The organism is Parapedobacter koreensis (assembly GCF_900109365.1).
Taxonomy (GTDB): Bacteria; Bacteroidota; Bacteroidia; order Sphingobacteriales; family Sphingobacteriaceae; genus Parapedobacter; species Parapedobacter koreensis.
Genome location: NZ_FNZR01000006.1, coordinates 1 through 25770, shown reverse-complemented (window position 1 = coordinate 25770; position 25770 = coordinate 1). Strand labels below are relative to the sequence as shown.

Annotated in this window: 21 protein-coding genes; 9 read left to right on the top strand and 12 right to left on the bottom strand. The window is 49.8% G+C overall.

From position 1 onward, the window contains the following. Nucleotides 1–6 precede the first annotated feature (6 nt). From BMW65_RS14860 to BMW65_RS14850, 3 genes are read left to right on the top strand one after another with little or no spacing between them, the layout of a single operon-like run. Nucleotides 7–1896 carry an L-type lectin family protein gene (locus BMW65_RS14860; RefSeq protein ID WP_090606549.1) on the top strand — a complete coding sequence of 630 codons (1890 nt, stop codon included), beginning with the start codon at nucleotides 7–9 and terminating at the stop codon, nucleotides 1894–1896. Nucleotides 1897–1902: 6 nt separating this feature from the next. Then, the gene (locus tag BMW65_RS14855) at nucleotides 1903–3483 is read left to right on the top strand and encodes a T9SS type B sorting domain-containing protein (protein ID WP_090606548.1); all 1581 of its coding nucleotides are present in this window, start codon (nucleotides 1903–1905) and stop codon (nucleotides 3481–3483) included. An 18-nt stretch (nucleotides 3484–3501) separates the two neighbouring features. Then, the gene (locus BMW65_RS14850) at nucleotides 3502–4509 is read left to right on the top strand and encodes a PorP/SprF family type IX secretion system membrane protein (protein WP_090606546.1); all 1008 of its coding nucleotides are present in this window, start codon (nucleotides 3502–3504) and stop codon (nucleotides 4507–4509) included. Here the strand turns inward: BMW65_RS14850 and BMW65_RS14845 are convergent. After that, complete coding sequence (locus tag BMW65_RS14845) at nucleotides 4506–6845, bottom strand: hypothetical protein (RefSeq protein ID WP_090606544.1); 2340 nt, start codon at nucleotides 6843–6845, stop codon at nucleotides 4506–4508. The genes BMW65_RS14850 and BMW65_RS14845 overlap by 4 nt on opposite strands. A 256-nt stretch (nucleotides 6846–7101) precedes the next feature. Here BMW65_RS14845 and BMW65_RS14840 point away from each other — a divergent pair, with 256 nt between their 5' ends. The 4 genes from BMW65_RS14840 to BMW65_RS14825 all read left to right on the top strand — a co-directional run bounded on the left by BMW65_RS14840 (nucleotide 7102) and on the right by BMW65_RS14825 (nucleotide 10051). Continuing rightward, nucleotides 7102–7560 carry a VOC family protein gene (locus BMW65_RS14840; protein ID WP_143053894.1) on the top strand — a complete coding sequence of 153 codons (459 nt, stop codon included), beginning with the start codon at nucleotides 7102–7104 and terminating at the stop codon, nucleotides 7558–7560. A gap of 182 nt (nucleotides 7561–7742) precedes the next feature. Next, nucleotides 7743–8300 (top strand): RNA polymerase sigma factor, encoded by a 558-nt coding sequence (locus BMW65_RS14835; protein WP_177181143.1) that lies wholly within the window; start codon nucleotides 7743–7745, stop codon nucleotides 8298–8300. Continuing rightward, complete coding sequence (locus BMW65_RS14830; protein ID WP_090606542.1) at nucleotides 8297–9103, top strand: HEAT repeat domain-containing protein; 807 nt, start codon at nucleotides 8297–8299, stop codon at nucleotides 9101–9103. The genes BMW65_RS14835 and BMW65_RS14830 overlap by 4 nt, the downstream gene beginning before the upstream one ends. A 27-nt stretch (nucleotides 9104–9130) precedes the next feature. Continuing rightward, nucleotides 9131–10051 carry a DUF4097 family beta strand repeat-containing protein gene (locus tag BMW65_RS14825; RefSeq protein ID WP_090606540.1) on the top strand — a complete coding sequence of 307 codons (921 nt, stop codon included), beginning with the start codon at nucleotides 9131–9133 and terminating at the stop codon, nucleotides 10049–10051. A gap of 61 nt (nucleotides 10052–10112) precedes the next feature. Here BMW65_RS14825 and BMW65_RS14820 read toward each other — a convergent pair whose 3' ends face one another. After that, nucleotides 10113–10706: a hypothetical protein gene (locus BMW65_RS14820; RefSeq protein WP_090606538.1), complete on the bottom strand. Its 594-nt coding sequence runs from the start codon at nucleotides 10704–10706 to the stop codon at nucleotides 10113–10115. A gap of 281 nt (nucleotides 10707–10987) precedes the next feature. Between BMW65_RS14820 and BMW65_RS14815 the strand changes: the two genes are divergently transcribed. Next, entirely contained in the window at nucleotides 10988–11230 is a 243-nt protein-coding gene (locus BMW65_RS14815) for a hypothetical protein (protein WP_090606537.1), read from the top strand. Between the two features lie 12 nt (nucleotides 11231–11242). On the opposite strand, the gene BMW65_RS14810 is transcribed toward BMW65_RS14815, so the two are convergent. After that, the gene (locus BMW65_RS14810; protein WP_090606535.1) at nucleotides 11243–11731 is read right to left on the bottom strand and encodes a DUF7004 family protein; all 489 of its coding nucleotides are present in this window, start codon (nucleotides 11729–11731) and stop codon (nucleotides 11243–11245) included. A 63-nt stretch (nucleotides 11732–11794) separates the two neighbouring features. Beyond that, the gene (locus BMW65_RS14805; protein ID WP_090606534.1) at nucleotides 11795–12145 is read right to left on the bottom strand and encodes a GNAT family N-acetyltransferase; all 351 of its coding nucleotides are present in this window, start codon (nucleotides 12143–12145) and stop codon (nucleotides 11795–11797) included. Between the two features lie 130 nt (nucleotides 12146–12275). On the opposite strand from BMW65_RS14805, the gene BMW65_RS14800 reads away from it, so the two are divergent. Then, on the top strand, nucleotides 12276–13148 hold the full coding sequence (locus BMW65_RS14800) for a cyanophycinase (RefSeq protein WP_090606532.1): 873 nt from the start codon (nucleotides 12276–12278) through the stop codon (nucleotides 13146–13148). Nucleotides 13149–13169: 21 nt separating this feature from the next. On the opposite strand, the gene BMW65_RS14795 is transcribed toward BMW65_RS14800, so the two are convergent. The 8 genes from BMW65_RS14795 to BMW65_RS14760 form a co-directional block, all read right to left on the bottom strand. Beyond that, entirely contained in the window at nucleotides 13170–14123 is a 954-nt protein-coding gene (locus BMW65_RS14795) for a DUF6807 domain-containing protein (protein WP_090606531.1), read from the bottom strand. 5 nt (nucleotides 14124–14128) lie between these two features. Then, complete coding sequence (locus BMW65_RS14790; protein WP_090606529.1) at nucleotides 14129–16243, bottom strand: plastocyanin/azurin family copper-binding protein; 2115 nt, start codon at nucleotides 16241–16243, stop codon at nucleotides 14129–14131. Nucleotides 16244–16255: 12 nt separating this feature from the next. After that, entirely contained in the window at nucleotides 16256–17608 is a 1353-nt protein-coding gene (locus tag BMW65_RS14785) for a hypothetical protein (RefSeq protein WP_090606527.1), read from the bottom strand. Continuing rightward, nucleotides 17595–19097, bottom strand: a complete 1503-nt coding sequence (locus BMW65_RS14780; RefSeq protein ID WP_090606526.1) for a RagB/SusD family nutrient uptake outer membrane protein — start codon at nucleotides 19095–19097, stop codon at nucleotides 17595–17597. The genes BMW65_RS14785 and BMW65_RS14780 overlap by 14 nt, the downstream gene beginning before the upstream one ends. 19 nt (nucleotides 19098–19116) lie before the next feature. Further along, nucleotides 19117–22182: a SusC/RagA family TonB-linked outer membrane protein gene (locus tag BMW65_RS14775; RefSeq protein WP_218145426.1), complete on the bottom strand. Its 3066-nt coding sequence runs from the start codon at nucleotides 22180–22182 to the stop codon at nucleotides 19117–19119. A 20-nt stretch (nucleotides 22183–22202) separates the two neighbouring features. After that, nucleotides 22203–23048: a sugar phosphate isomerase/epimerase family protein gene (locus BMW65_RS14770; RefSeq protein ID WP_090606524.1), complete on the bottom strand. Its 846-nt coding sequence runs from the start codon at nucleotides 23046–23048 to the stop codon at nucleotides 22203–22205. Then, the gene (locus BMW65_RS14765) at nucleotides 23041–24294 is read right to left on the bottom strand and encodes an MFS transporter (RefSeq protein ID WP_218145425.1); all 1254 of its coding nucleotides are present in this window, start codon (nucleotides 24292–24294) and stop codon (nucleotides 23041–23043) included. Before BMW65_RS14765 ends, BMW65_RS14770 begins: the two co-directional genes overlap by 8 nt. A gap of 81 nt (nucleotides 24295–24375) precedes the next feature. Continuing rightward, nucleotides 24376–25422, bottom strand: coding sequence for a helix-turn-helix transcriptional regulator (locus BMW65_RS14760; protein ID WP_218145424.1), 1047 nt, complete (start codon nucleotides 25420–25422; stop codon nucleotides 24376–24378). Nucleotides 25423–25770: the final 348 nt, after the last annotated feature.

Here is a 25770-nt window from a genome sequence, read left to right as displayed (position 1 = left end):
GAGCAAATGAAGCTACACATCAGCATTGTTAATTCGAAGGCTTTCTACCGATGGATCCTACTGGCAATAACAGGTATGATGGCCTGCCACACCAGCAAAGCCCAGTTTACCATCATTGATGATTTAAGAGGAAACAACTACCCTGATATTGTGGTGGGCGGGCCGGGTGGTGGTGGCGGGGAAGCCTACTTTACTTCAGGGATTGATGACCCCGTAGGCAGTGGATGGCTCAGGCTAACTCGGGATCTAAACAATCAAAGAGGTTATGCCTATATCAATCGTTCATTTCCTTCAGGAATGGGTGTGTTGGTCGATTTTGAATATAAAATGTGGCGTAGTCGTAACGACAATACCTATAATGGAGCTGACGGCCTAAGCGTATTTCTCTTTGATGCCACGACAAATTTTCGCCTGGGGGGATACGGTGGGTCACTTGGCTATGCGCCGAACACGAGCAGCAATCCACAAGTAACCCAAGGATTAGCGGGAGGGTATATAGGTGTGGGGTTCGATGCGTATGGCAACTTTGCAAATCCTGGAGAAGGCCGTATTGGTGGACCAGGAATGCGGCCCAATGCTGTTGTCCTCCGTGGGCCAACGACCAATAACCCCAATACGACCAACGAATTCCTTGATTATGAACCTATAGGCATTAGAACTGGTGACGATAATCAAATCCGTCGACGGGATGAAGTGGATTACAACACACGCACTGATACACGCCCCTCAAGTAACGTCTTTTACAGGCGGGTACAAATTACTATCATGTCTACCGGAACTGGATTTTACGATATTACCGTGCGCTGGAGTAAAACACCTGGCGGCACTTTTGACGAACTAGTTACCTATCGCACTACAGATCCTCCACCTCCAACGATGAAAGTGGGCTTCGCTGCGTCTACAGCAGGAGGTCTCAATTTCCATGAAATCCGCAATATTCTTGTAACCACACTGGGCAACCTGCGAACCGTTAAATTGGCGGATAGAGACTTCCTGATTCCTACGAATGCTGGAGGTGCGGGGACAAACGAAAATAAAATTACATACACCATTGAGGTAGTCAATGACACGGACGCACCAATCGCAAACATCGCATTGAGAGATACCATAAAGGACGCTTATGGCAACATATTGACTGGAGGGCCGACAGGGACTTTTGATATTACAGGCTTTACCATACTTGACCCCGGTGTCTGGATAGGAACGCCATCAATCCAAGAAAGTACAACAACACCTAATATAATTGATGGAATGGTATCCATCGCCGCCAATAGTACAGGGCGGATACAAGTAAGAGGAACGTTACGCCAAACACCGCCCGGCAATCACGTCGTCAATACCGTGAAACTGCATGTGCCGGAAGGGACAGATCAGGACACGCTAAATAACGTTTCCTCTGTACGGACACCGGTATATGCTGAAGGGGTAGACCTCATCTTGGGCGATATCATCGCCGACGGAAGGTGCATCGACTATGTGGATGGCAATACGTTTACGGTGCAGGTGTCCAATCTGGGGACGGATGATGTGGATATTGAGGAGGAGGAGGTCACTGTCACAATTACCCATCCCCCAGGCACTACGCTTACCCTCATCGACTATTCGGGATGGACAGTATCACATGACGATACCACCCATACTTTTCTGCTCACCAACCCCTCAGAGGCAGTCTTGCCAAGAGGATTTACACATCCAGATGCCATCCGTTTCCGGCTAACACCGGAACTAACGGACATACCTACCCGATCTAATTACACAGTCAGCGCGGCAGTTTCCCAATGGGATGATGAAGAAAGCGAAAATGAAGAAAACAACGTCAGCAACGCATCAATGCACAATTGTGCCATCATCTCCAACCCAATGATTTATCAACGGGTGAAATGGTATGATGAATAAACAACAATGACCCGACAAGCACAAATATCGATCAGGAAAGTCATCGTCTCCTTGCTATGGCTCCTCACCGTATTGCTGGCTGCCTCTCCATCCCTCGCTCAGACTGGTGCCGGGAGCACTACTGCCGATAATTCCACCGTGGTCATCGATCCGGAAACCGTAGAATTGCGCTATGCCGAAACCAGCTACTTCGGGCCCAACTCTCATTGGATCATCAACGGCACACTCGAAATCTGGAGCCGCAACATCTGGATTGCACCTACGGCCAGCTTCAGCGGCACAGGTAAAATCATCATACACGACCCCGGCACCAATCCGTTTTATGAAGACATGACTACTGGTCCAACACGGATAGACGGTAATCATGGCGAGCCCATCGCTGTACCTATCGAACTGCGCAACCCGAATAATCTTATCCTCACTGATATCGCCGACCCGGGATACGATACGGACAACGCCGACGGCCCGCAGGCTGCAGCATTGCATATCAATAGCCGTTTTGACTTTGCCATAGATGGCGGCGATGTTTTGCTCAATGGTCATGACCTGCTCATCGGTGCCGAGGGATCCCTACGGGATTACTCCCGCGAACGGATGATCGTGACGAACAATAGCGTGGCTGGACATGTCGTGAAGACGTATGCTTCGGCCAATCCTTTTACCTTTCCTATCGGCATAGCAGAGGGTGACTATACACCGGCAACCTTATCACCTGCAAACGCTTCCGCTACCTTGCATGTGAGTGTACGGGACTACCGGATAGACCCCTCACGCATCCCGCAACCTGAAATAGGCATGGATCGCATGTGGCATATTTATGCAGACGAGGCGGTATACACAGCATATACCCTCCAGCACAACAGCGTCACCAATGGTAGTGCCTATGTAGACGCTCGCGCCCAACTGATGCAATATGCCGGTAGTGGCAACTGGATGGGGGGCAATACGCAACGCCTTGCCCAAGGGATACATGCGCGCGATTGGGTAGCGGCTGCCCATCCAACAGCAGACGACAGCTGGCTCACCAAACTAGTGTCGGATAGCCGTGGGCCGGAAGCTGTTGATGATGCGATGGCCGGCCCTTCAGGTATACGGCTCACCGTGGTCGTATTGGAAAACGACCGCCCCGGCGATAGTCCACTGGAAGTGGCCAGCGTACGGGTAGTGGTCCAGCCCCGAAATGGTGTGGTCCTGGTCAATACCGATGGCAGCATCACCTATACGTCCAATCTTTATTTTGTCGGAGAGGACGATTTTGTATATGAAGTCACCGACGAAAATGGGCAGCGGGATATTGCCACTGTACGGATGACGATTACATACGCCGAGCTGCTCATCCCGAATGCGCTGACGCCCAATGGCGATGGCAAAAATGATCTGTTTGTCATCCAGGGGCTGGAAAACTACGAAGCAGCGGATCTGACCATCTTCAACCGCTGGGGGAACGAGGTTTACCGTAGCCGTAGTTATCAGCAAAATTGGGGGGCCGCGGGCGTGAGTGATGGCACGTATTATTATCGGCTGGTATTGAGGAAAGATGGTGTAGAAACCATCCATAAAGGATGGGTATTGGTAAAACGGCAATAAACGCAACAACACAGGACGATGAAGACACGATGGAAGATATGGTTGCTGTTGGTTCCCTTGGGAATAACATGTAGTGTGCGCGGCCAGCAAAACATCCAGTTTACGCAGTATGTGTTTAATTCAATGAGCGTAAATCCCGCTTATGCGGGTTACAAGGAGGAACTGTTTGCCCAGCTGGGCCTTCGAAGCCAATGGGTAGATTTGGATGGCGCTCCCCAGACAGGGCTATTGTCACTTGACGGCCTCCTTGACCTGTACGGGAGACGCCGCCACGGTGGAGGGGTACAAATTTTGGCCGATGAACTCGGGCCGCAACTGGCTACGTCGGTATATCTCAACTATGCATTCCGCATCCAGCTGGACCGCGAGGATACCGAGCGCCTGAGTTTTGGCCTTGGGGCCGGAGTAACCCAATACAGTTTGGATGGTACCAAAATCGTCGTATTGGAGGAGGGCGACGCCGTACTCCCGCCCGGTAAGGTGAGTAGCTTTGTGCCGGATATCCGCTTCGGGGTCTACTACCACAATGCCAAATGGTATGCAGGCATATCCGTCATGGATTTGCTTGCTGCAACGGGGTCTGACAACCTTTTCCGGTGGGATCAAACGACGATAGATCACATCAGGCGCCGGGCGCATCTGTATGTCATTGGTGGCATGCTGTTCGATCTGGATGAATATACGGCATTGCGGCCCAGCTTGTTGTATAAAGATGACCTGTCCGGTCCGCCGAGCTTAGACCTCAATGCGATGTTCATTTTCAACGAACGCCTGTGGTTGGGAGGTGGGATACGCACCGGCGTTTCGGCTTTTCGGCGTGATTACAAACGCCTTACGGGCGACCGCTTGAGCGGACTCAACTCCGTGTCATTCGTGATGCAGGTCTTCGCTACCGATAGGCTCCGTATCGGATACTCCTATGATTACATGATCAGCCGCATCAATGGTTTGCAAAATGGCTCACATGAGGTCACGCTGGGCCTTACGCTGGGCAGACCGCTCGATCGGGTTCGATGCTATTTTTAACGATAATTACGTTTTACGCTTTCACCTACCCGATGTAAAGCCATATACATGGTATCGATAGCGGCTGGTTGCAACATCCGCGTAAGCGGCACGGGCCGATCCAATGCAAACGGGTAGGCCATATCCGGTGCGATTGCCTTCCGTAGCATGTTGCGATAGCTAAATTGTTCGTGGCCGCCAAAAGGGCTTTGGAAAGCAGCTGTAAGCGTATTGAGTACCGAGGCTGGGCGAAAGCCGACAACCTCTTTGACAACGTCCATGTTGGTATTGACGATATTGATGCAGACAAACCGAATAACAGGTGACGTATCCTGCCGCGCTTCCACGTGCCTTCGCAATGTTTCATAGATCTCCAGCGTCGTCGCGGTACCTGAGTTTTCGTAGATACCGCCGTCTATCAATCGCCCTGCCCCATCAAGGTAGTTATATGCGTTAATCACCGGAAACGCCTGGCTTTGGTTTACACAGGCAATCAGCGGAATGCTGTAACCTTCATTGTGTGCTTTGAACAGCCCATAGAGATCGGTACCAAGGCTGAAACTTGCCAAATCTACCGGTGCGAATACACCTCGTTCGCCTGTTTCCACAATCGCGCTGTTAATGAAAAAAAGCGGCCGATCGGTGCCGAATGTTATGGAATCATCGGACTGCATTTCTTGTCTGCCAGTAGATTGGATCACATAAGACGCGAGGTAGTCCCCTTTGAAAAATTCATCGATCTCATGGGTATCCCGTTCGGGTGTGGCTACTGTATACCCTTTAATTTCCTCTTTCTGGAAATAATAATTTCTATCTTTTGGAAAAACTTTCCGTGTTCCAAACAACCTGCCAAACACTTCATGTTTAATCCCTTCGAAACCATCGCCAATTAACACCCCCCAAAACGAACTGCTAAGGTAATTCCTTGCATAAATTGTTTTCATACGGGGTACCACAGCAGTGGGTCGAAAAGGTATATTCAAATATTGATCTGCCAAGTACATCGCCGCTCCTGAAGTAGAGCCCGACACCGTGGAAATCGAAAACACATGGTCCGCAAAACGCCGGGATGGGGTGCTCTCCAGGCTATCCAAGTAATTCATGGCCATGTAAAACCACACCGCGGCTCGCGATCCGCCACCTTGGCCGGAGATGAGATACACATTCAACGTATCCGTTGACTCGGCCAATCGCGCGTCTACCCAATGATCGAAGTAAGTAGTTAGCGTAGGTCTCGTATCGGCCCTGAAACTTCGCGCTGGTTGTACCATTTTTTTGTGGATACGGTGCGAATTGATAGCATTGAAGAAAAATAAAAACACAAACCCGAAGGCAAGTGTATGTATAGCAAGCCGGTACCATACCCAAACCGGTCCATCGGTATGCTCGGCATTATAAAGCCACGTGATATTTAATTGTGCGGTGACAAGCACATCGGCAAGGAAAAGATAAAGTGAGATAGCCATGATTAAAACGAAGATGGGCGAGAAAAACCCTATCGAAATCGGCCATCCACGAGCACTGCTGGTTTGCAACAAGATGGCTACCGTCATCATGAATACCAGAGATAGGATGTGGATGTATTTGCTTACAAAATAAGATATGCCAAGGGCACGGACATCCACATTTTCGGCAAACTTCATATACGCATAATTAGCGACGACACCGATAAAATTACCACCGATCACCAATGCGATCAGTCCTGCCCTACTATGCTGTACCCACGCACCTAAAAGACCGACGACGACGAGAAACAGCACAAACAGCACGGTCATGGACGTTACGTAGCGAAGTGCCTTAGTCCGATCATGCTCCCCTACTTCCGTCATGCTATCCCATAAGCCTTGAAAAACTGCCGGCACCCGTTTCACCCGGTACATCCAATCCAACAGCAGAACAAGTGCGATCAATAGTAAGATGATGGCAATGGCAATAAAAGGCCTGTCAGGAAAAAAAGAACTGGCAGCTACATACAAAAATATCACCCACGGCAAACTTGCGAAATACCGGATTGGAAATTGTTCTTTGCCTGCTGTATGACCATTGTACAGCGCTACCAATCCACGATACAATAATTGGGTTTTGATGCGCCGTCCCAGTACACCTTTCCAGATATCGATTGCCAACACAGGGATCACCCAATTGCTTAGCGCCAGTAAGGAAAATGAGGCTATCAATAAGGGAATATTTACATAATTGTGCCCTCCAGGTTCGGCCAAGCTTACGACAATATCCCGCCCTATCTGTACTTTCCATAAAATCACAGGCACCAGTAAAGACAGCAAAACGTAAAAAAGATTAAGTTTAATAGTATTGTAGAGCCTCGATAAGATGCGATAAAGTGTATTTGTTTTCATGGCCCCATCGACTTCGTGGTAAAGGTGTTTAGAAAACTGGCCGGTACGCCTACCGACCAGTGTTTTCTCCCCTTTCGGGGTTTCGCAAACTAACCATATTTAACCTAAAAATGCATTGACATCAAAATCAGCATAAAGATCGGCTATAAAACTCGCTCAATCAATACCCAAAAATTGGTATTTTTCACATACCAACAGGTCACAAGACATACCGATTTGACTTGCATATCTGATCAATTTATGTAAGTTTGCAATTATGAATCGTACCACATTAATAGGCCTACTCATTAGCATATGCATTGTTGGGGTATTACGCCCCGCACAGGCACAGGATAAAAATCCCGTATTAAACCACATGGCCTTGTCGGTGTACCGCCTTGACAAGAGCACCGTGTTTTATCGGGACGTATTGCAATTGGATACCGTACCCGAACCCTTCCATGACGGCAAGCACACTTGGCTACAGATTGGCCCCAACAGCTACCTGCACTTGATTGAAGGGGCCAAAGAAATCACAGCACATGACATCGCTACACACCTGTGTTTTAGTGTGCCCTCCATCGATACGTTTATTGCACGGCTCAATGAATATGACATCCCATACATCAACTGGCAAGGCGAGAAACAACAGGTAACTATCCGTGTGGATGGCGTCAAACAACTTTATCTGCAAGATCCGGATGGGCATTGGATAGAAATCAATGATGAATATTAGCGCATAATCGCCCCGCGCCAGCATTCCTTCACCTTCCTTTACGCCCTGCCAATCATTCCCCCTGTCGGCACCTGCGGCCTATTTTTGGTACAGCCCGTTAATTTTTTAGGTTACCCGCCATTTTCTGTGCAACATTATTAAGCAATTGACGACTAACTAATGAATCACATAAGATAGATCACTTGCAGCCAGTAGAAAAGAAAGACGAAATCGAATTAATCGCCCTCTGCCGGGCAGGTCATGATGTCGGCTTCACGGGGTTGTACAACAAGTACGCCAAGCCTGTATACAATTCCATTTGTCGCATCATATCACACACGGCAGAGGCAGAGGATATTTTACAGGAATCGTTTTATCACGCTTTTGCGGATATCCACCGATTGCAGAATACGGCAAGCTTCGGCGCTTGGGTAAATCGCATTGCACTCAACCGTTCCATTACGCATATACGAAAGCGTAAAATCTTTTTTACTGATGCCGATGAAATCGAGATTGCTGATGAAGAAGGCTACGATGAAGATGCAACCGAGCTGTTTGATTGCAAGGTAGAAGATGTGCGGAAAGCTATCGAGCAATTGCCACAGGGGTACAAAACGATACTAAGTTTATACCTTTTTGAAGATATTCCGCAGGAGGAAATCGGCAAAATGCTTGGTGTCTCGCACACCACCGTGCGCACACAGTATCACCGTGCCAAGAAAAAAGTAATTCAGGCACTAAAAAACAAGACATTATCATGAAGGACCCCATAAAAAATTTTGTCCAAGAACACCGGGAGGATTTCGACCACTTGGAGCCCTCTCCTGAAGTGTTGCAGCGTTTGAAAGCCCAACTCAGGCCCACGCCTGTTGTCAAGCAAAGTTTTTTCAAGCGCTACCAACGTACCAACTGGCTGGCGGCAGCTTCGCTCCTTGTAGGAATGATCGCGATTTATCTATTGACTGAACGGCAGGACGCTCCCACCCGGGACCATGCATCCACCGTAACACAGCAGCCTATATTGCCTACGCCGGCAGATTCGGCTGTTGTTCGTCAGGCAGAAAAAAAATCAGCGGACCATCCTACGGAAGACCGCCTTGCACGCCAAGACGCGCGCCCAAAGACAGGAGAAAGTCTCTCTGCGGCCCAAACCGGGCCTGCCAAACCATCACCCGCCTCACTGGCTACACGGCTAGCCGACAGCAGCTCGGCGAGCATACGGCTGGCAGCCATCTTAGAAATTGAACAATCTGGAAAGATGGACGATACCATCAGGGAAATGCTTGCCGCGACAATGAATAAAGACGGCAACACCAATGTCCGCTTAGCGGCGTTAGATGTGCTCAGCCGCCATCTGCAGGATCCGCAGGTAGCGGATGTATTCGCTTCGTCGCTTGCCACCCAAGATGATCCACTGGTACAGCTCGGTATCGTCAAAGTGGCAGCCCAAATCGATCAAGTAGGCATTGAAGAAGCCCTTTTTGCCTTGGCACGCGATCCGTACACCTTTGCGGCAGTAAGAGATGAAATTTATGCCGTGTTGCTGAATCAAAACAAACTGTAACAAAATGATAAACGAATAAAAAATCACATGAAAAAGCAAACAATTATCTTGGCAATCTTTCTTTCCCTGTGTTACTCAGCACGGGCACAGCAAGAATACAAAATCACCCACAACGCAGGCAGACTCATCGTCAATGATCTGTTAAGTGTTACCATCGAGGGCTATGACGGGAGCGATATTATCTTTACCAGCCGCAGAGCGCCTGAAGAAGAAGATCCCCGGGCCAAGGGGCTCCAAGCGCTCAACAGCTCCGGCCTCAAGGACAATACCGGATTAGGTATCAGCGTCGTCAAGAACGACCAAGAGGTGCAGGTAACCCCCGTGAGCAGCAACGGTGACCGCAACGAAATGCTGCGCATCCGTGTTCCTCAACAAGTAGCCGTTGTCTTCATTGGCAAAACCACCTCCGCAGATACCATTGCCGTCAAAAACATGAAAGGGGAAATCGAGCTATCCAGCACCTATCATCGGATAGCCCTGGAAAACAACAGTGGGCCGATGAATATCAAGTCCATACACGGTGACATCGATGCCTCCTTCGGTACAGACGTCAAAGGGCCTATATCCATCATATCAGCGTACGGCCATGTAGACGTTGCCCTGCCCACGGTTACCAAAGCCAACCTTTCCATGGGTTCGTCATACGGCAAACTATATGCCTCGGACGAATTTAATATCGTCGTCACTCCCCAGAGCAACGACAACGAAGACCAACTGTCTGAGATAGCGACATCCCTATCAGGCACGAGCAGCGTCAGTGTAGCCAGCAGCCGTTCAGCCACGCGCACAACATCCCGCACATCGTTGCCAGCAATGGTCTACGAAGCCGGTGCCGTAAACATATTTGCATTCCGCGAGCGGGAAAGTATCAAAGGCACGCTCAATGGCGGCGGTATCGACCTCATCCTTAGGTCGACCCACCAAAACGTTTACCTCCGTACGAAATGATAAAAAAGAAGCCGTCCCGACAGGTGTTGGACGGCTTCTCTTCCTATTAAAAAGTTATCTTTTAGCGGGCGGCAACGGCAGTAGCCCCCCCATTTGCTATCAAGTCATCCGCACGTTTGACGGATTGAACAAGGTAGTGTTCCACCTCCTGCAACAGGCGCAATGTTTCAGCATCTGCCAGCGCTGTATTTTTCCGCTTTGCCTTTTCAAAAGCTTTCATTTCCTTGGTTAATTCCACTTTCAACTGGGTCTGCAAACGCACGAGTTGCTTGGCTTCCTGGATGTCCCTGTCAAGATGGGCCTGTTCGTACCTGGCTTCGATTTCGGCGATGGCCTGCTGGCTGCCTTCCACCCGTATGCCATTTTGGATATCTTGCTGGTACACGCCGATAAAGAAGGCCTTGTCACGATCCAATTCAGCGTGGTTGCCCCTGCTGTTGTGGATGCGATCCACGGCAAGTTCGTATTGATTCCACAATACGTTTACATTGCGTTGGTGAAAGGCCAACTGAGATTTGAACGCATCGATACGTGTGGCGTTTTCTGTCAGTTCGGTCATTTCAATGCGCTTTACATGCGGAATTCCGATAGTACCCGCTAATGTGTTTCCGGTAGCTGCTACTGCGATAAGCGTGCTTAATACGAAGGTTTTCATGATGTCTTAATTTTTTTAATTATTCTTTATGTTTTAAACTCCTGTTTTCTTGGTGGCGTTGGCTATGTAACGGGCGTCCCCGCATTTGGCCTGCCGCCGATGTCTGTGCCAATACATTACATTTCTGTACCAAAAACACAAATCATTGTTTTTCAGCACAATAAGAATAAACAACAGAGCAACACTGTGCGATAGCGAACAATCGGCTGTCCGCAAGCGAACAAAAAGCACAAACTTTTCATCAGGACCGGCGTTGTTTCTTAAAACGATTAGGAGGAGCTATGCATATTCAGGAACAGAAAAAGCCCGTAGACCAAGATAAACACGGCCGTGGGATAGCCGAAAATGAACGGGCCAACTACAGTGGCTTCCTTGCCGAAGAAGAAAACCAAGACGAGGAGAAGGATGACCCGAGCATCCGGGAAACCAACGATGTAAAAAAAACCGATACTGGGGCGAGTGATCTCGCGGGCACGGCTTCTGGCAACCTTGAGCCCGATGATCTTCCGGATACCGATGAATAGACGGACATCGGTTTAAAAACCCCGTCTCCGCATTAGTATATCCAGGGCAGCCGCTTGTTTACCCTTGGAAAAATCCGCAGCCGCAGCTGGCTCATATCCTTCATAAAGCAGCTGGTAAATACCGAGCCGCTTGATTCTTTTTCCAAGCTTGGAGTTAGCTTTATTTTCTTCTGCTATCATACCGCCGTACAAAACCGAAAACCATATTTCTACTTCTTCACTATCGTGCTCCCCATAGTCAGCGGCCAGTTTTTTAATCAGTGCCAAGCAAGTTGTGTCAACCTGATTCGTCGTGCAGTTATATACCGATACAAAATCGTTATATATCCGGTCTACACCATATCGGTGTGCCCATGCCAGCAATATCGAAAAGTAATCCTTATCTTTCGGTGCATACCGGGTGCCCTTTTCCCGTGTTAAAAACACACACCATTCATCAAATTTACCCTTGCCAAATTCCACCACGTGCTTGCCGTTTATTATATTTATTACCTCCGCCATTTCCTTGTTTGATTAGGATAGTGCCAAGTCATTTTATGGATATGGTAGCGAGCTCCCAAAGCGTCAAGCACGAACCGTTCGTCCAGGTTGGACACAAATCACTTTCTCATAGCACCGTATTGCCGCTGCATTCTCCTCCCAAACGTTCAAGTCTACCCTGTCGCAATGGTATAATCGCAGGCATTCATCCACCAGTGCGGCGACGAATTGGCTTCCTAAGCCCAGTCCCCGCATCGAAGCCTTCCCCACGAGTATCCGGCCTAGTCGGGGCCAACCACTTTCTTGGGGTATGATTTCGCCAAAGGCAAACGGTACATCCGTCAACGCCCCGATGTAGAATTTTCTTTCCACCCATTTTTCCACCCAAGTAAAGTCTACCTCGCTAAAGGGCCTTAATGTTGGTGTTGATTCCATATTGATGCTTTAGGGTAGGCACAAACTTACTAAACTCGAAGTAATTGATGTAATATTTTTGAAGGATAAGGGTATCAAAATAGCACCAAACATAAGAATTACTTACTTTTAGCCATCTTTTTTGGCTAAAATGAAAACAAAACAATTTATTCCGCTCATCACGCTTTTAATCACAATCAACATTGCCTGGGGACAATCGCCCATCCAGGTCAAGAAAAGCGAACTGCGCCATGGCCCCGAAAACGGCTCGCTATTGATCATCGGCGGTAACGTGGGCGATACGCCTTCCATCTGGGAGAAGTTTGTCGAGCTTGCAGGCGGCAAAGACAACGCAAAAATCGTAGTGGTCACCGCCGCAGCGGGTGATTCCGCAGCATGGAGTCCGTCACATGTGGAAACCGTCAAGAAGAATACGGGTATCCAGGATATCCAGCTATTACATACCACCTCCATCCGGGAGGCAAACAGCGAGGAGTTTATTGCTCCGTTGAAAGAGGCAACGGGTGTTTATTTCGTGGGCGGCAGGCAGTGGCGTATTGCAGACTATTACCTGAATACACTGACGCACCAGGCCTTTCTTGACGTCCTGTCCAGGGGCGGGGTCATCGCAGGCAGCTCTGCCGGTGCCAGCATACAGGGATCATTCCTATGGCGCGGCGACACCAGCGGTGCCGACATCTTGATTGGCGACCACACGCAGGGATTAGCTTTTCTGAAAAACTCAATTATTGACCAGCACTTGTTGCGCCGCAATCGTCAATTTGACCTTGTGGAAGTAATCCGGCGTGCACCCACGCTGCTCGGCATCGGATTGGATGAAGCCACTGCCGTATGGGTCAAAGGCGATACGCTCGAAGTCATCGGCAATTCATACGTCGCGATTTATGACTACGATGCTATTGTGGGGTCGAGTGCTGCTGCCCAACCTTTTCTTTTCCTGAGCCATGGCCAGCAGTACGATCTCAAAAACCGAAAAATTATTCAACGGCGACGGGGCGAATAAGACCATCGCCCCGTTCTTCAACTATTCCTGCGCAAACACGCGGTATTGTGCTTCGATAGCATCGGCATCAACTTCCCCATCAGTGACCCACACCCGGTATTTCAACCGCAATTTTTCTCCCTTTTTCAAGGCCAGCGGCCCATCGAAAAGCAAAGAAGGCGTAAAAAACAGGTTGTGTCCTGCGGCATGCCAGATATACCACGGTGAGGGATGCCGTTCGTTGTCGGGATGGTCGAAGATGACCAAAGCAACAGGTTTCCCGTTATTCAATGCCGTTATTCCCATCCAGCGCTCCTTTTCACCATATCCCGTAAGATCGGCTTGGGTAGACCAGCCGCTGGAGGCCACGAAAGTAGGTTGCTTCAATTGGTCAGACCCCCGGAATGAAAGCCCCGCATAGCCCCCCCATTCCACGCCCCCATATTTAGCAGGTTTCTCCAGGTATAGACGGACGTCGGTCACCGCTTCAAATTCGTGGTACCACGAAACAGTATAGCCGCCGTTTTCCGGTTGGCTTACGACCACTTCGCGTTTTTCGTTCAATACCGTGTTTGCTGAATCAGCGTAGACCAGCCGCATCGCGATATTAGCCGTTTGGGTGTGCTTGTCCAGTGTTGTTTTTACTGCCTTGATTAGGCTACGGCCGCTTGAAACGCCCTTTGCAGGATCCTCCTCCCAGTAATTGACGCCATTGATGTCTTTCCAGGAAAACCACAACCCCCGATGCCAGGGATGGTCGGCGGGCCGCTCCAACGTCATGTCCAGCCCTGCGGGAGTCCTTAGCGGGTGGAAATACGGTTTATCCTCCTTCGGATCGAAATTGAATTGCCAGATTACCTGATCACCGTTGAAAAGCGCCACATGCTTTTTGTCTTTTTCCCAACGAAAGGCATTCCAGCTTTTTTGAGCCTCAGCATCCCGCCAAGGCACGGTGAGCGCCGCTATTCCCAATACAAGTGCAAAAAACCTACCCATGATGTTTAATTTTTAACGTTTATCACGCCCTTCATGATTTGAAAATGACCGGGATACGTACATACATATTCATATTTTCCGGGTTTTGAGGGCGCTTCGAAATAAATAGTCTCGTTTGATCGGGGCTGCAGGAGATTGGTATGAAACAACACCTTATCCGACTTAGGCACATATTGCAGCTTTGATCCGGTCAGTCCCAATTTGAGGGCCAGCTGACCAACTTCCTCGGTCGCTCCTCCCTGCACAATCAGCAGGTTATGCTGCATATCGTCGTTATTGTTAAAAACCAACTTCACTTTTGATCCCGGCTTTACATCAAACTCCTTTACGCTGAATTGCAGGCCCGGCAGTGTGCCAATGGTAATGGTCTTGTCAGGCCCCTTTGACCACCATTCCGGCATTTGTGTAGTTCGCTTAGCCAGTTTTCGCGGTTCGGCCGCGGCATCGGCTTGTACGGCTTGCTTTGTTGCTGGCTTGGCAGAAATCGCGGGCACAGGTGTTTCCGCTTCCACCTTCGGCTCGGGAATCCATATTAAGCGAGGCGTATCCTTGGCTATCACCTGCCCTGCTGGTACCGCATTGAGGCTATAAAAACCAAAGGCATGCAGCAGCGGAGCCCCAGAGCCTTGTTGCCGTATTCCGTCACAATTGATTTCATAGAGGTATCCTTCCCGCATTTCGTCCAGCACCAGGCGCACCGTTTTGCGGTCAGCCGAGAGCAAGATCCCCGCTATCCGGCTTTCCTTTAGATCCGCTACGTCACTGCCATAGGTTTGGTGGTAGTAGTAATCAAAGCTTGACAATTGGTAGTTTGCAGGGTCTGTTGCGGATGCCGAATCCACAGGCAGCGTAAACTGGATTTCAAAACCATCCGATCTTGCAGAAACGCTTTGCATCTCAAAGGGCACTTTCCCCGTCCAGACAAGCCGTTGCAGTCCATATCGTTCAGTACCTGTGGAGCTCCACCCCCTATCAGACATGCCCACAAACAGCGACCCGTCCGTCCCCCATTCCATCCGCAGGATGCCCGAGGCAAAGTCTTTGCGGAAGGGGAATACGACGCCTTGATAAGCCCCGTTTACCTGCTCAAGGGACACCCGCACGATATTGGCATGCCCTTCATCCCCCACGAACAGCTGATCTTTAAAAAAATCGCCAAGGAACCCCTGTTTATCAGCCACAAAGCCAGCTGTCGAAATGCCCATAATGCCATGGGGGATACGCACCGAAGGCATTTTCATCCCTTTTATCTGTTTCACCGCTTGATGAAATAGGGGGTTGTCACGTGGGATATCATCGATGGTCAGGTGGATATTCGATTCAGGTTCACCTGCTGATTTCAGGCTGGAAGGATGCCCGAAGAAGTCACCTTCCTCCACATGGGCGATATAGCCGGTACCTACCCATCCACCTTGATTCTCCGTATAAAACAGTTCCCCCTGGGCATTTGTACCCAGGCCTGCTGGCGATCGCAGGCCTGCCGCAAACGGCTTCATGGTTCCGTCAGGCGCCACTTGCATGACCCATCCCCGCCACTTGGCATGGCTGCCCATTTCGCCATAAAACGGCTCAGCATTGCCGCCCATCCCGTTGTCTCCCAGGTTCATGTTCACGTAGAAATTACCATCGTTGGCCAATACCGGCCCATGGTTATACTCACAATAATTCCCGGAAAGCGGCCAGTTGCTAAGCGTCTCAAACCTATCAGCCCTGCCATCCCCATCTACATCGGTAATGCGGGTCAGTTCCGCACGCTGGGCTACGAAAAACGCCCCGTCTTTATACAGCAAGCCCAGCGGTTCGTGCAGGCCCGAAGCAAACAACGAAAAATAGGGGCTTTCCCCGTTGGGGTTATGCACCAGCCAAAGCTCTCCCCTGCGGGTTACGAAGGCCATCGAACCGTCGTCCAATTGAGCCAGCCCGCCTACTTCGGGTATAATCGTCTCGGGCATTTTGACGGTCTCAATCCGGTAAAAATCCCGTTCGGTCAGGGGGCTCATTCCTGTAGCTTCCGCCTGGTGGTGTTCATGCTGGGCCAGCACTTCTTTAAGACCGCCCCATGGCCCACCTAAGAAACATCCTGCCACAAGAAACAACCGAAATATTATTTTCTTAGTCATATACGCAATCGATTACCAATAAATTGTATAATTTACTTCCATGTCCTCCTTCACAGCCACTAAAAGTTCGGCAGTCCCATCTATTTCCCGGATAGTGACATCAGCCATCCCTTCTTTTGGCAGTTGGAGATAATACCGCATATCGTCAATGGCATACCGTTCTTTATCCACTTTCCGGATGGTTTTGCCTGCCGCCAAGCGCAACCACACATTCGGTTTATCCACTTGTTGGATGGCTAATGTCCGCGTCAGTCCGTTGGTGTGCCCGCTGGGCACTACCTTATCTGTCAGCGACAGGCCATTAAAGGTATAGTGAAACGCAGGGCGTCGTGCGCCATCCAGCTCGTACCCCTTTACAACAAGCCCTTGCTGGGCAGTGGCCGGCCACGCCGCTTCCGTAGTTTCCAGTATTGCCAGCAGCGGCTTACCATCAAACCCAATCAGGTTGCCCAGTGGCTGTGCCAACTGTGGCTCCCCGCGGCTGATCCACATGGTACTGGCGTCATAAAATTCGCCCTTCCATACGCCCAAAATATTGGCCTGTTGTTGATCCATCACATAATGGATGCCGTCCCGTTCGCCTACAGCTACACAATAGGTTCTTTTGTTTTCGCCCTCCGCGATAAAGCACCGCTGCACAATGGGATCGCCGGTAGGCTGGACGATGATGGCCCGCGCCGTTTTGAAATCAAAGGATTGATCCAACGAAGCAACAGGGGTCTCCAGGAGGGCATAGTTGATTTTCCGCAATGCCACAGCCCCTTCGGTGTTGAAGGCGATTTTCCAGGACGTACCCTGCTTCCCGCCTTTCAGCCGGATATTCCGATGCAGGGACACCTCATTAAGCATCACCCCCTGTACCCAGCCATCTGCCGAGATGAGCATCCGCACCTGCTGCCATAGCCCGGGTGCCCTGCTGGCATCGACGCGCGGCGGCAATGGAGCGGAGCCTACAAGGGCTCCACTCCATGCTGTTTGCAACGCAGCCGGATCAGCTCCGGCCAATACTAATCCGTTGCCGTCATCCCACTGCACCATCAAGCGCGCATCGGCAGCAAGCATCACCTCCAGCTCGAGGTAAAGCAGCTTGCCCGTGCCCAAGTTGGCGCTCAATGGCAATATACCATCCTTTGTATCCCGCACAAAAACACCGTCGCCCGCTTCTTGAATCGCTTTTTTCTTATTGGTCGGGTCAAACCATACCGTTCCTACTGATTTCCAATGTTCAGCGCCAGAAAATTCCTCCAGCTTATCCAAGCTGGTCAGCAGCACGCCTTCCCTTGGCTGTGGATGTGCAATAAACGGAAACATCACCAGTAAGAACAATAGGGCCGCTTGTTGCTTTATCATATTACCATTGATCATTTTGCCTCAATTTAGTGTTATTATTGATTTCACGCTGTGGCACCGGGAAAAGTAAGTATTTATCGCTCAATGTCGGCCCATATGAAAACTGGTGATTGGTAAAATCGTTGAACGCATTCGTTTCCGGGTCAAACACTTTGCGGGTTCTCACCATATCGAACCACGTTTTATTTTCATAGCAGAGTTCGTGATAGCGTTCCCGCCACACGGCTTCCCTGAATTGCGCTTTCGACAATCCGGACAACAGCGGTACATCAGCCCGATCCCTGATTTCGTTCACGGCATCATATGCAGCGGTCGATGGGGATGCACTCACTTCATTAGCAGCCTCGGCATAGATAAGTAGCAGTTCCGCATACCTGAAAAATGTCCAGTTCAGGTCATTTTGGATGGTCGCCGTGGCAGCCTCGGTGTCAAAATGTTTGAAAATATAGGTGCCGCCGAAATTCACGGTATTATTCGGGTCGCTGATAGACGCATAGTGGCTAAAGAAATATTGCTGTTCGGCTACCCGTTTATCGTCCGGATCGTATGAGTTGACAAATGCTGCTGTCGGAAAGAGTGCGCCAAATTCTTCGGAAAACAGCGATATTCGGCGGTAGCGGGGCAACAAGAGGGCGGTGACCGTGCTGGTAGCAATACCTTGTTGGTATTGGTTTTGGAAGATAAACTCGCCTTTATTTTTGTTGGCCTTATCGCGGAGATCCGCATAGTCGCCAAATAGGCTATACCAGTTGTTGTCTATCACCTCTTTTGCCTTATCAGCAGCAAGCTGGTAGTATGCTTCACCTTTTTGTAGCGGAAATCCGGCCATCGTCAGGTAAACGGCAGACAACAGGGTTTTGACGGCCCCAAGCGAAGCCCGGCCTGTCTGATCCGTACCGGGCAGTCCCGATGTTTCCGCCCTGATGAGGTCATCTACTATCAGGTCGTATACCAGCTCTTGGGAGACCCGTTCGGGATAAAGCTGTTCAGACTGGGCATCCAACGGTTCGGTTATCAGCGGCACATCACCAAATATACGTACAAGATGGAAATAATAGAAAGCACGCAGGAATAACGCTTCGCCAATTAACCGATTTTTTTGAGTCTCATCCATCGTGATACCAGGAATCCGATTGATGGCCAGGTTGGCGTTGGCGATACCTTTATAACAATCACGCCACCAAACGTATGTATAATTATTATCGGCATTGGCCGTCAGCATCCGCAGGGTTGTATTGTTCTGGCTTTGGGCCACTTCTGTATTTGCGAGTCCCGTAGGAAATTCCAGCATGAGGAAGGGGCTTTCCCCATAGAATCCGGCTCCGTCTGTGATGAACCGCAGGTTAGCATACACGGTATTGACCACCGCTTCGGCATGCTCCGGTTGTGTAAAGTAGTTTTCCTCGGTATAGTTGGTCTCGTTGACTTCCTCAAGAAAGTCAGAACAGGCTGCAAACAGCAAGAATGCCGTGAACCAAACCAAAATTGCAAGTATCTTCTTCATGATATCTACTTCGTTAGTATTAAAAAGTCATATTAAGTCCGAGCATGAACGTTCTGGGTTTCGGATAGCCAAAAAACTCGATACCTTGAGCAAAGGCATCGGTATAGGTGGTCACCTCAGGGTCATATCCCGAATAGTTCGTCCATACAAAAAAGTTTTGCAACGACGCATACACCCTCACCCGGCTCGCACGGATTCGTTGCAATGTACCAGCGGGCAGCGTGTAGCCCACCAATAGATTTTTGCCCCGCAGAAACGAACCATCTTCTACCCACCGCGTATCGATATTCATCGTGTAATACGACGAAGCAGGGCGATGCTCGGCAACCATTGTCTGCTGGTTGGTGGGCGTCCAGCCATTTAAGACGGTGGCATAGCTATTGACCTGTCCGATGCGATCTTCACCGGTGGATTTCGACATATTGAGAATATCATTCCCGTAGCTAAACTGGAGTTCCAGCGCTACATCGAAGTTTTTATAAACAAAGGTATTCAGGAAGCCGCCGAAAAACTTGGGTAGCCCGCTGCCAATAATCACCCGGTCGGCCTCATTGATTTGCCCATCGTCATTGACGTCCCGCAGCTTCACATCCCCGGGCAGCAGGTTGTACCGGGCAGCTTCGGCAGCTTCATCGCTTGCCCAGGTTCCCTCACGGACATAGCCATAAAACGACCCAACGGGCTGTCCTACGCGGATGACATTGGTATTGGCAAGGAAATAGGGATTAGCAAAGATATCGTCGTTGGCCTCCCCAAGTGCCAGCACCTTGTTTCGGTTGAATGAAATATTGAAACTCGTATTCCATTTCAACGCACCATTCAAATTGTCCGTATGAAGTGCTACTTCCACACCCTTATTTTCCATATTTCCGATGTTTTTATAGATATTGGTATATCCACTGGAAGACGGTACAGGCGCATTCAGCAGCATGTCGGTAGTTTTCTTGTAGTACAAATCCGTTTCGATACGTATCCGGTCGTTGAAGAGTCCCAGTTCGATGCCCACATCATATTGGGCGGTCTTCTCCCATTTCAGATTGGGATTAGCCAGCGTGCCGATGCCTACGCCCGAAGCGCGGTTGCCTTCGAATATCGCCGTAGCGGCCGCCAGGTTGGCCAGCGACTGGAATACACCGATCTCTGAATTGCCGGTCATGCCATAGCTCGTGCGCAATTTCAGGTCAGATACCGTTTCGGCATCTTTCAGGAAATCTTCTTCAGACACCCGCCATGCCAAAGCCGCCGAAGGAAAAAAAGCATATTTATTGGAAATCCCGAATTTCGATGACCCATCAAGGCGGCCCGTTACGGTAAAGAGGTATTTATCAAGCAAGCTGTAATTTACCCGGGCGAAGTAAGAATTCATCGACCATTTGTTGGTATCTGAGCCGGGCGTACTTGGCCGGCTCCCCACGCCCAGGTTGTTCCATTGGTAGAAATCATCCGAATAGCCCTGAGATCCAGCAAACGTGTAGAAATAGTCAAACTGCTGCCATCCAAGGCCTGCCATGGCGTTTAAGCGATGTATTTCGCCAAACGTTTTGTCATAGGTCAGGTAATTTTCGAATTGCCAATAATTTTCGCGCGTATTCCGGATTTCGGCTATCCCTTCCTGATCAGCGGACAGCAGCCGCAAATACTTGCCGGAGAAAAAGTTATTGCGTAGGTTATTGATGTTGTAGCCGATGCTGGTGCGGAATTGCAGATCGCTCCCAAGGTTGATGTTTGCAAAGACGTTGCCCATCGCTGTCTGTTGCAGGTACAAATCTTTACGATTAGTCAGGATGTTTACGGGGTTCTCGCCATTTTCCATGCCCGGATAGTCCGCGTTGCCGCCCCAGACACCATCGCTGTATTTCACTGGTGCTATTGGAATGCCTTCAATCATCATCCGGGTGACGTTAAGCGCACCGACGGATCCGTCCACACGGTTTTCTTCCACATGATTGAAATTGAACGTGCCACCCAGTTTCATCCATGGTTTTAGCTGCGATTCAATGGTCAACCGTCCGGAGTAGCGTTTCAGAAACGATTCTTTAATGATGCCGTCTTCATTTGCATAGTTCATGAATAGGCCGAAACTGGTTTCCTGATTGCCTCCTACGAATGACAAGTTATGGTTTTGGCTAAATGCCTGCCGTGTCGCTTCGCGCTGCCAGTCTGTGTCATACAACGGATTTCCACTGGCATCAAAAAGCCTGCTGTTGGTGCGTTTGGTCTGCGGGTCTACATATTTGCCGGACGCATAGCCTTCGGGATCATATTTTTCCACATTGGCATAAGCGCTTTCCTCCAGCGCCAAAAATTCCGCAGCATTGAGCACGTCCAGCTTCTTGGCCATCGTACCGAAGCTGAAATACGGGTCGTAGCTGATTTTACCCCCATCCTTACTTCCCTTTTTGGTTGTCACGATGATGACCCCGTTTGCACCACGCGCACCATATATAGCTGTGGCCGATGCATCTTTCAGCACTTCCAGTGATTCAATATCATTCGGATTAAGGTAAGCTATCGGGCCTGCACCAATTACGCCATCTATGATATATAGCGGCGCATTGGACGCATTGACCGAGTTGTACCCCCGTATCCGGACATTGGTCTGCCCGCCCGGTCGTCCAGAATTGGTCGATACGCTCACGCCGGCAATACGCCCGGCCATCTGCTGTTCCACATTGACCGCAGGCCGCTGGTTCAAATCCGCGCTTTTAATCGATGCCACTGAACCCGTCAAATCCGATTTGCGCTGTGTACCGTACCCGACCACCACCACTTCTTCCAGGGACTCTTCATCCGGCCGCAGGGTCACGTTTATGCGCGTTTGTCCCGCTACGGTTACCTCTTGCGAGGTATATCCGGTATAGGAAAAAACAAGGATTGCATCCGATCCCGGTACAGTAATCCGGTATTCGCCGGCATCGTCCGTCTGGGTCTGCGTGGCTGTTCCCTTAATGGAGACAGTAGCGCCCACCAGGAATCCCGATTCATCAGCGACCACGCCCGACACCTGTGTCTGGGCGCTACCTTTCAGCGTACCCGCCAAGAAGGCAGCAAGCCAAAACATCATCATAAATAGTTTTCTTCTCATCTTAGGTTATTTTTGGTTTATCAATCAATTAATAAATTGCCCAAGGTTTTTTTCAGGAAATCCAGGCTAAATGCCGCCTGTTCAATAGTTCCGCATTCTACGCTGAGAAAAATCTCCCGGTCTAAGGGTTCGCAGATCGCAACGACCTTGTCCCATTCCACGATTCCCTCGCCGCAAGCGCAGCCCACCGGGGTACCGGTCACCTTTCCACGTTCGGCATCGCTCTGTTCCATGCTGATGTCCTTGGCATGGATATGGTATACGTAGTCTTTTACCTGTTCAAGGGCTTCATAAGGATCTTCCGCACCAGCCAAGTATGAGTTGCCCGTATCCCAGTTGACACCTATCCAAGGAGAATCGACCAACTTGACGATCCGCAGCAACCCTTCAGCCGTCTGTGTATAGACGCCATGCGGCTCTATGCAAAGGTAGACACCGTGCCTCCGGGCCACCATTTCCGCTTTAGCCAGCGAATACTTCATCACTTCGTGGGCAAATTGGTCGTCCATCCAATCGGGCTTAAGCATCTCATCGGTATTCACAAAGGGAGCTTTCAGCACATCTGCGTAAGTGATTGCCCGCGTAAGCCTGCTCACGGCCGCCTCCGGTTTCATCAGCGGACTGTGGCCGCTCAGGCTGCTCACGCGCACCTGGTACCTATCGCAGATTTCCTTCATCAACAGCGGGTCCTCCTCCATGGAAAACGAGTGGAAATACCCCACCTCGCTCAGCAGTTCCCAGCCCGTATGCACCATCGGTTCGATGTAGCGATACCCCATTTCGGATGCGATTTTTACCCCATCTTCGAAGGCTTTGTCAGCGCTCCGGCAATACTCCATGTTCAGTGAAATTCTAAATTTAGCCATGCTTTTTCTTCTTATTTTTTTTGTTGTAAATGTGTAGCAATCCAAAGGCAACGATCAATATAGCCGGCAATACCGATACCGTTTGCAACGTATCGGCGCCTGCGATGAGCTGCCATGTCCGAGGTTCGGCAGCGTGGGGCGCCTGTGATTGCGCTTCCTGAAGCCGTGATTCGTAGAGTTTACCAAATAAAGGCAGTACAATAGCTGTAGACATGAGGCCTGCTCCTCCCATGATGGAAAGTCCCAAGGGGCCTGTCCGGGGCATGTTTTCTGATACAAAGCCAATCATCGTCGGCCAGAAGTAGCAGATACCCACAGCAAATACCCCTGCGGCAACGAATGCCCACCAGCCTTGGGCACTCCCCAGCCACAGCAGGCCGGCACATGAAAACAAGGCCGAAAAGAATAGCAGGCCGGTGGTTGGGAGCCACTTAAGTACGGTACTCGCATACATCCGGCCCACCGTCATCAGCCCGTTGATGAAAACCAGTAAGAGTATTGCCGGGATCCCTACATTAGCCAGCAGTGCCGCAATCCATTGGTTCGTCCCCAATTCGGTTGCCGAGGTGAGCAGCATCAGACACACCATGATCACAAACAGCGGCCGCAAGCATTCGCGCACCATTTCTCCATCTGAAATACCGAGTGACACGCGCTCTGATTTAGGAAAATGCTGTTTATTGAATAGATAGCCATATACCAGCGTGGGCGGGATCATCACCGCCATCTGCACCTGCCAGCCCAATCCCCATGCGGATAGGAAATAGGCCATCAGCCCCCCGATGACGATGCCCGCCGGGAACCAGATGTGCCAGTCGTTTATCCGTCTGGCCTTATCCATTGGATACAAGCTGCTGACCAAGGTATAGCTTGCCGATTCAATAAATCCATTGGCAAAACCCACCAGCAATGTCGAAAAGAATAGCGAATAGTACCCCTGCGCCATGATGGTGGCCAGTATGCCCAGCAGGTGGCTCCAGAAAGCACAACGATATATAGCGGCCAAGCCTATTTTATCACATAGTGGTCCGCCAACAAACATGGCTATCGTAAATCCCCAAAATGCAGCAGCGGCCACCTCGCCCACTTCCGAGGGCGACAAGCTGAATGCCGCACCAAGCGTTTCCAGCAAGTTGGCCCGGATGGCAAACGTCGGCGCCGTCACCACAAGGCCCAGTGACGATGCGATAAAGAGTCTTTTTTTGTTTATCCCTTGGTTATCCATGATGTATAATTGGCTAAGCATATTTGCTCATCGACAATTATAGCGGAATATATTAAAGGGAATGTTTAAACTATTTCAGTGAAAAAAATTATAACCCGAGCGTCATTGTTCCTTAAACTGGTTGCGGTAGGCCTGGGGCGAGCAACCGAACTTCTGCTTGAATACCGTGGAGAAGTATTGTCCGCTCGTGAATCCGCACTCGTAGCCAATTTGATGAATAGGCATTTCCATATGATTTTTCAGGTGGTAGGAAGCAGCGTTTAAACGTAAAGCGGTAAGGTAATGCATTGGCGGCTGGTTTTTGATCTGCTTGAAGTAATGGACAAAGCGGGTGACTCCGAGGCTGCACTGTTCGGCCATCATTTCCAGCGTCCACGGCTCCGCAAATGTATTTTCCAAATGGTCAATAAACAGCGATACGGTGCGCGTTTGTTTGGTGAGGTTTTCGTCGAAAGTCACCTCACCCTCCCGAAAGAATTTCAATAAATGCAGGAGCAGTTCATTGATTGAAATAATCATCCAAGATTCATTGCTGGCCACATCCCCGGACATCACGAGTTGCCCGATGCGTTGGAAACATTTCCTGATTTCCAGGTTGGCCTTCCAAACCGGCTGTTCATTTTGCCGAAGCATCCGGGTAAGCTCCTCCATGTCCGGCTTTGTGAGCATCAACCAGTGGGGCCATATCCATTCTTGGTGAGGGTGTCTCACGTTTACATCAAGGATAATCCAATAAAGCCTTCCCACACCGATATTAGGGCTTCCCAGCTTATGTACTTGCCATGGGCGGGTGATGGTGAGTTCATCCGCTATGAGCTGATGAATTTTATTGTCCACGGCGAACGATAGGCCCCCCGTTTCCAAAAATGTAATTTCGATACCTTCATTTCTGTGCCAGTCAAGTCCCCAGTCCTGGCCCAAGGTCGCATCCCAGAAGCCTATCGTGCTTAGCCCCGCCAGCACATCGTCCGGAAGCGCTACCGAACCGGGATAAGGGGGCCGCGCCCAGGCTTCAAGTCTTATCTTTTCGTCTTTCCAAGCTTCATTTAATGGCAAACAGGTATCCGAATAATAAATTTTACCCCTATCGAAATATGTATAGGGCTTGGATTGATGATTGGGCAAATAATCCATATTAACTGCTTTCATGGACGGTATCCTCATTAGATTTGTTGGTCTTACTGGTACGATGGCACGTTGATGCCTGCACATTATTGCCGTGTCAATGATGATTGGCGATGTAAATTGGCATGGACGTCAGGCAATCCCAACTTCAAATGTACGAAAATACTTATAAATTTTTTTCGATGCATCCGATAAACGAAACGGCAGGATGCCGTTTTGAAACGCCGCCCTGCCGAATACAAGCACCAAATACAAGCTGTGAAGCTCTTTTAACAACTCAAACTTACATAAAAATCGGGAATTATAATCGCGTTCAATAAAAATGGCGGCCACATCGTCCCTCCTTATTATCTTTATAATGAACTAAAGAAT

Bases quoted from the DNA above. Each gene is read 5' to 3' on its own strand.
- BMW65_RS14845 (WP_090606544.1), bottom strand. From the start codon at position 6,845: ATGAAAACAAATACACTTTATCGCATCTTATCGAGGCTCTACAATACT.
- BMW65_RS14780 (WP_090606526.1), bottom strand. From the start codon at position 19,097: ATGAAGAAGATACTTGCAATTTTGGTTTGGTTCACGGCATTCTTGCTG.
- BMW65_RS14760 (WP_218145424.1), bottom strand. From the start codon at position 25,422: ATGAAAGCAGTTAATATGGATTATTTGCCCAATCATCAATCCAAGCCC.
- BMW65_RS14800 (WP_090606532.1), top strand. From the start codon at position 12,276: ATGAAAACAAAACAATTTATTCCGCTCATCACGCTTTTAATCACAATC.
- BMW65_RS14790 (WP_090606529.1), bottom strand. From the start codon at position 16,243: ATGACTAAGAAAATAATATTTCGGTTGTTTCTTGTGGCAGGATGTTTC.
- BMW65_RS14810 (WP_090606535.1), bottom strand. From the start codon at position 11,731: ATGGCGGAGGTAATAAATATAATAAACGGCAAGCACGTGGTGGAATTT.
- BMW65_RS14820 (WP_090606538.1), bottom strand. From the start codon at position 10,706: ATGAAAACCTTCGTATTAAGCACGCTTATCGCAGTAGCAGCTACCGGA.
- BMW65_RS14850 (WP_090606546.1), top strand. From the start codon at position 3,502: ATGAAGACACGATGGAAGATATGGTTGCTGTTGGTTCCCTTGGGAATA.
- BMW65_RS14830 (WP_090606542.1), top strand. From the start codon at position 8,297: ATGAAGGACCCCATAAAAAATTTTGTCCAAGAACACCGGGAGGATTTC.
- BMW65_RS14775 (WP_218145426.1), bottom strand. From the start codon at position 22,182: ATGAGAAGAAAACTATTTATGATGATGTTTTGGCTTGCTGCCTTCTTG.
- BMW65_RS14825 (WP_090606540.1), top strand. From the start codon at position 9,131: ATGAAAAAGCAAACAATTATCTTGGCAATCTTTCTTTCCCTGTGTTAC.
- BMW65_RS14785 (WP_090606527.1), bottom strand. From the start codon at position 17,608: ATGATCAATGGTAATATGATAAAGCAACAAGCGGCCCTATTGTTCTTA.
- BMW65_RS14855 (WP_090606548.1), top strand. From the start codon at position 1,903: ATGACCCGACAAGCACAAATATCGATCAGGAAAGTCATCGTCTCCTTG.
- BMW65_RS14815 (WP_090606537.1), top strand. From the start codon at position 10,988: ATGCATATTCAGGAACAGAAAAAGCCCGTAGACCAAGATAAACACGGC.
- BMW65_RS14860 (WP_090606549.1), top strand. From the start codon at position 7: ATGAAGCTACACATCAGCATTGTTAATTCGAAGGCTTTCTACCGATGG.
- BMW65_RS14770 (WP_090606524.1), bottom strand. From the start codon at position 23,048: ATGGCTAAATTTAGAATTTCACTGAACATGGAGTATTGCCGGAGCGCT.
- BMW65_RS14795 (WP_090606531.1), bottom strand. From the start codon at position 14,123: ATGGGTAGGTTTTTTGCACTTGTATTGGGAATAGCGGCGCTCACCGTG.
- BMW65_RS14765 (WP_218145425.1), bottom strand. From the start codon at position 24,294: ATGCTTAGCCAATTATACATCATGGATAACCAAGGGATAAACAAAAAA.
- BMW65_RS14840 (WP_143053894.1), top strand. From the start codon at position 7,102: ATGAATCGTACCACATTAATAGGCCTACTCATTAGCATATGCATTGTT.
- BMW65_RS14805 (WP_090606534.1), bottom strand. From the start codon at position 12,145: ATGGAATCAACACCAACATTAAGGCCCTTTAGCGAGGTAGACTTTACT.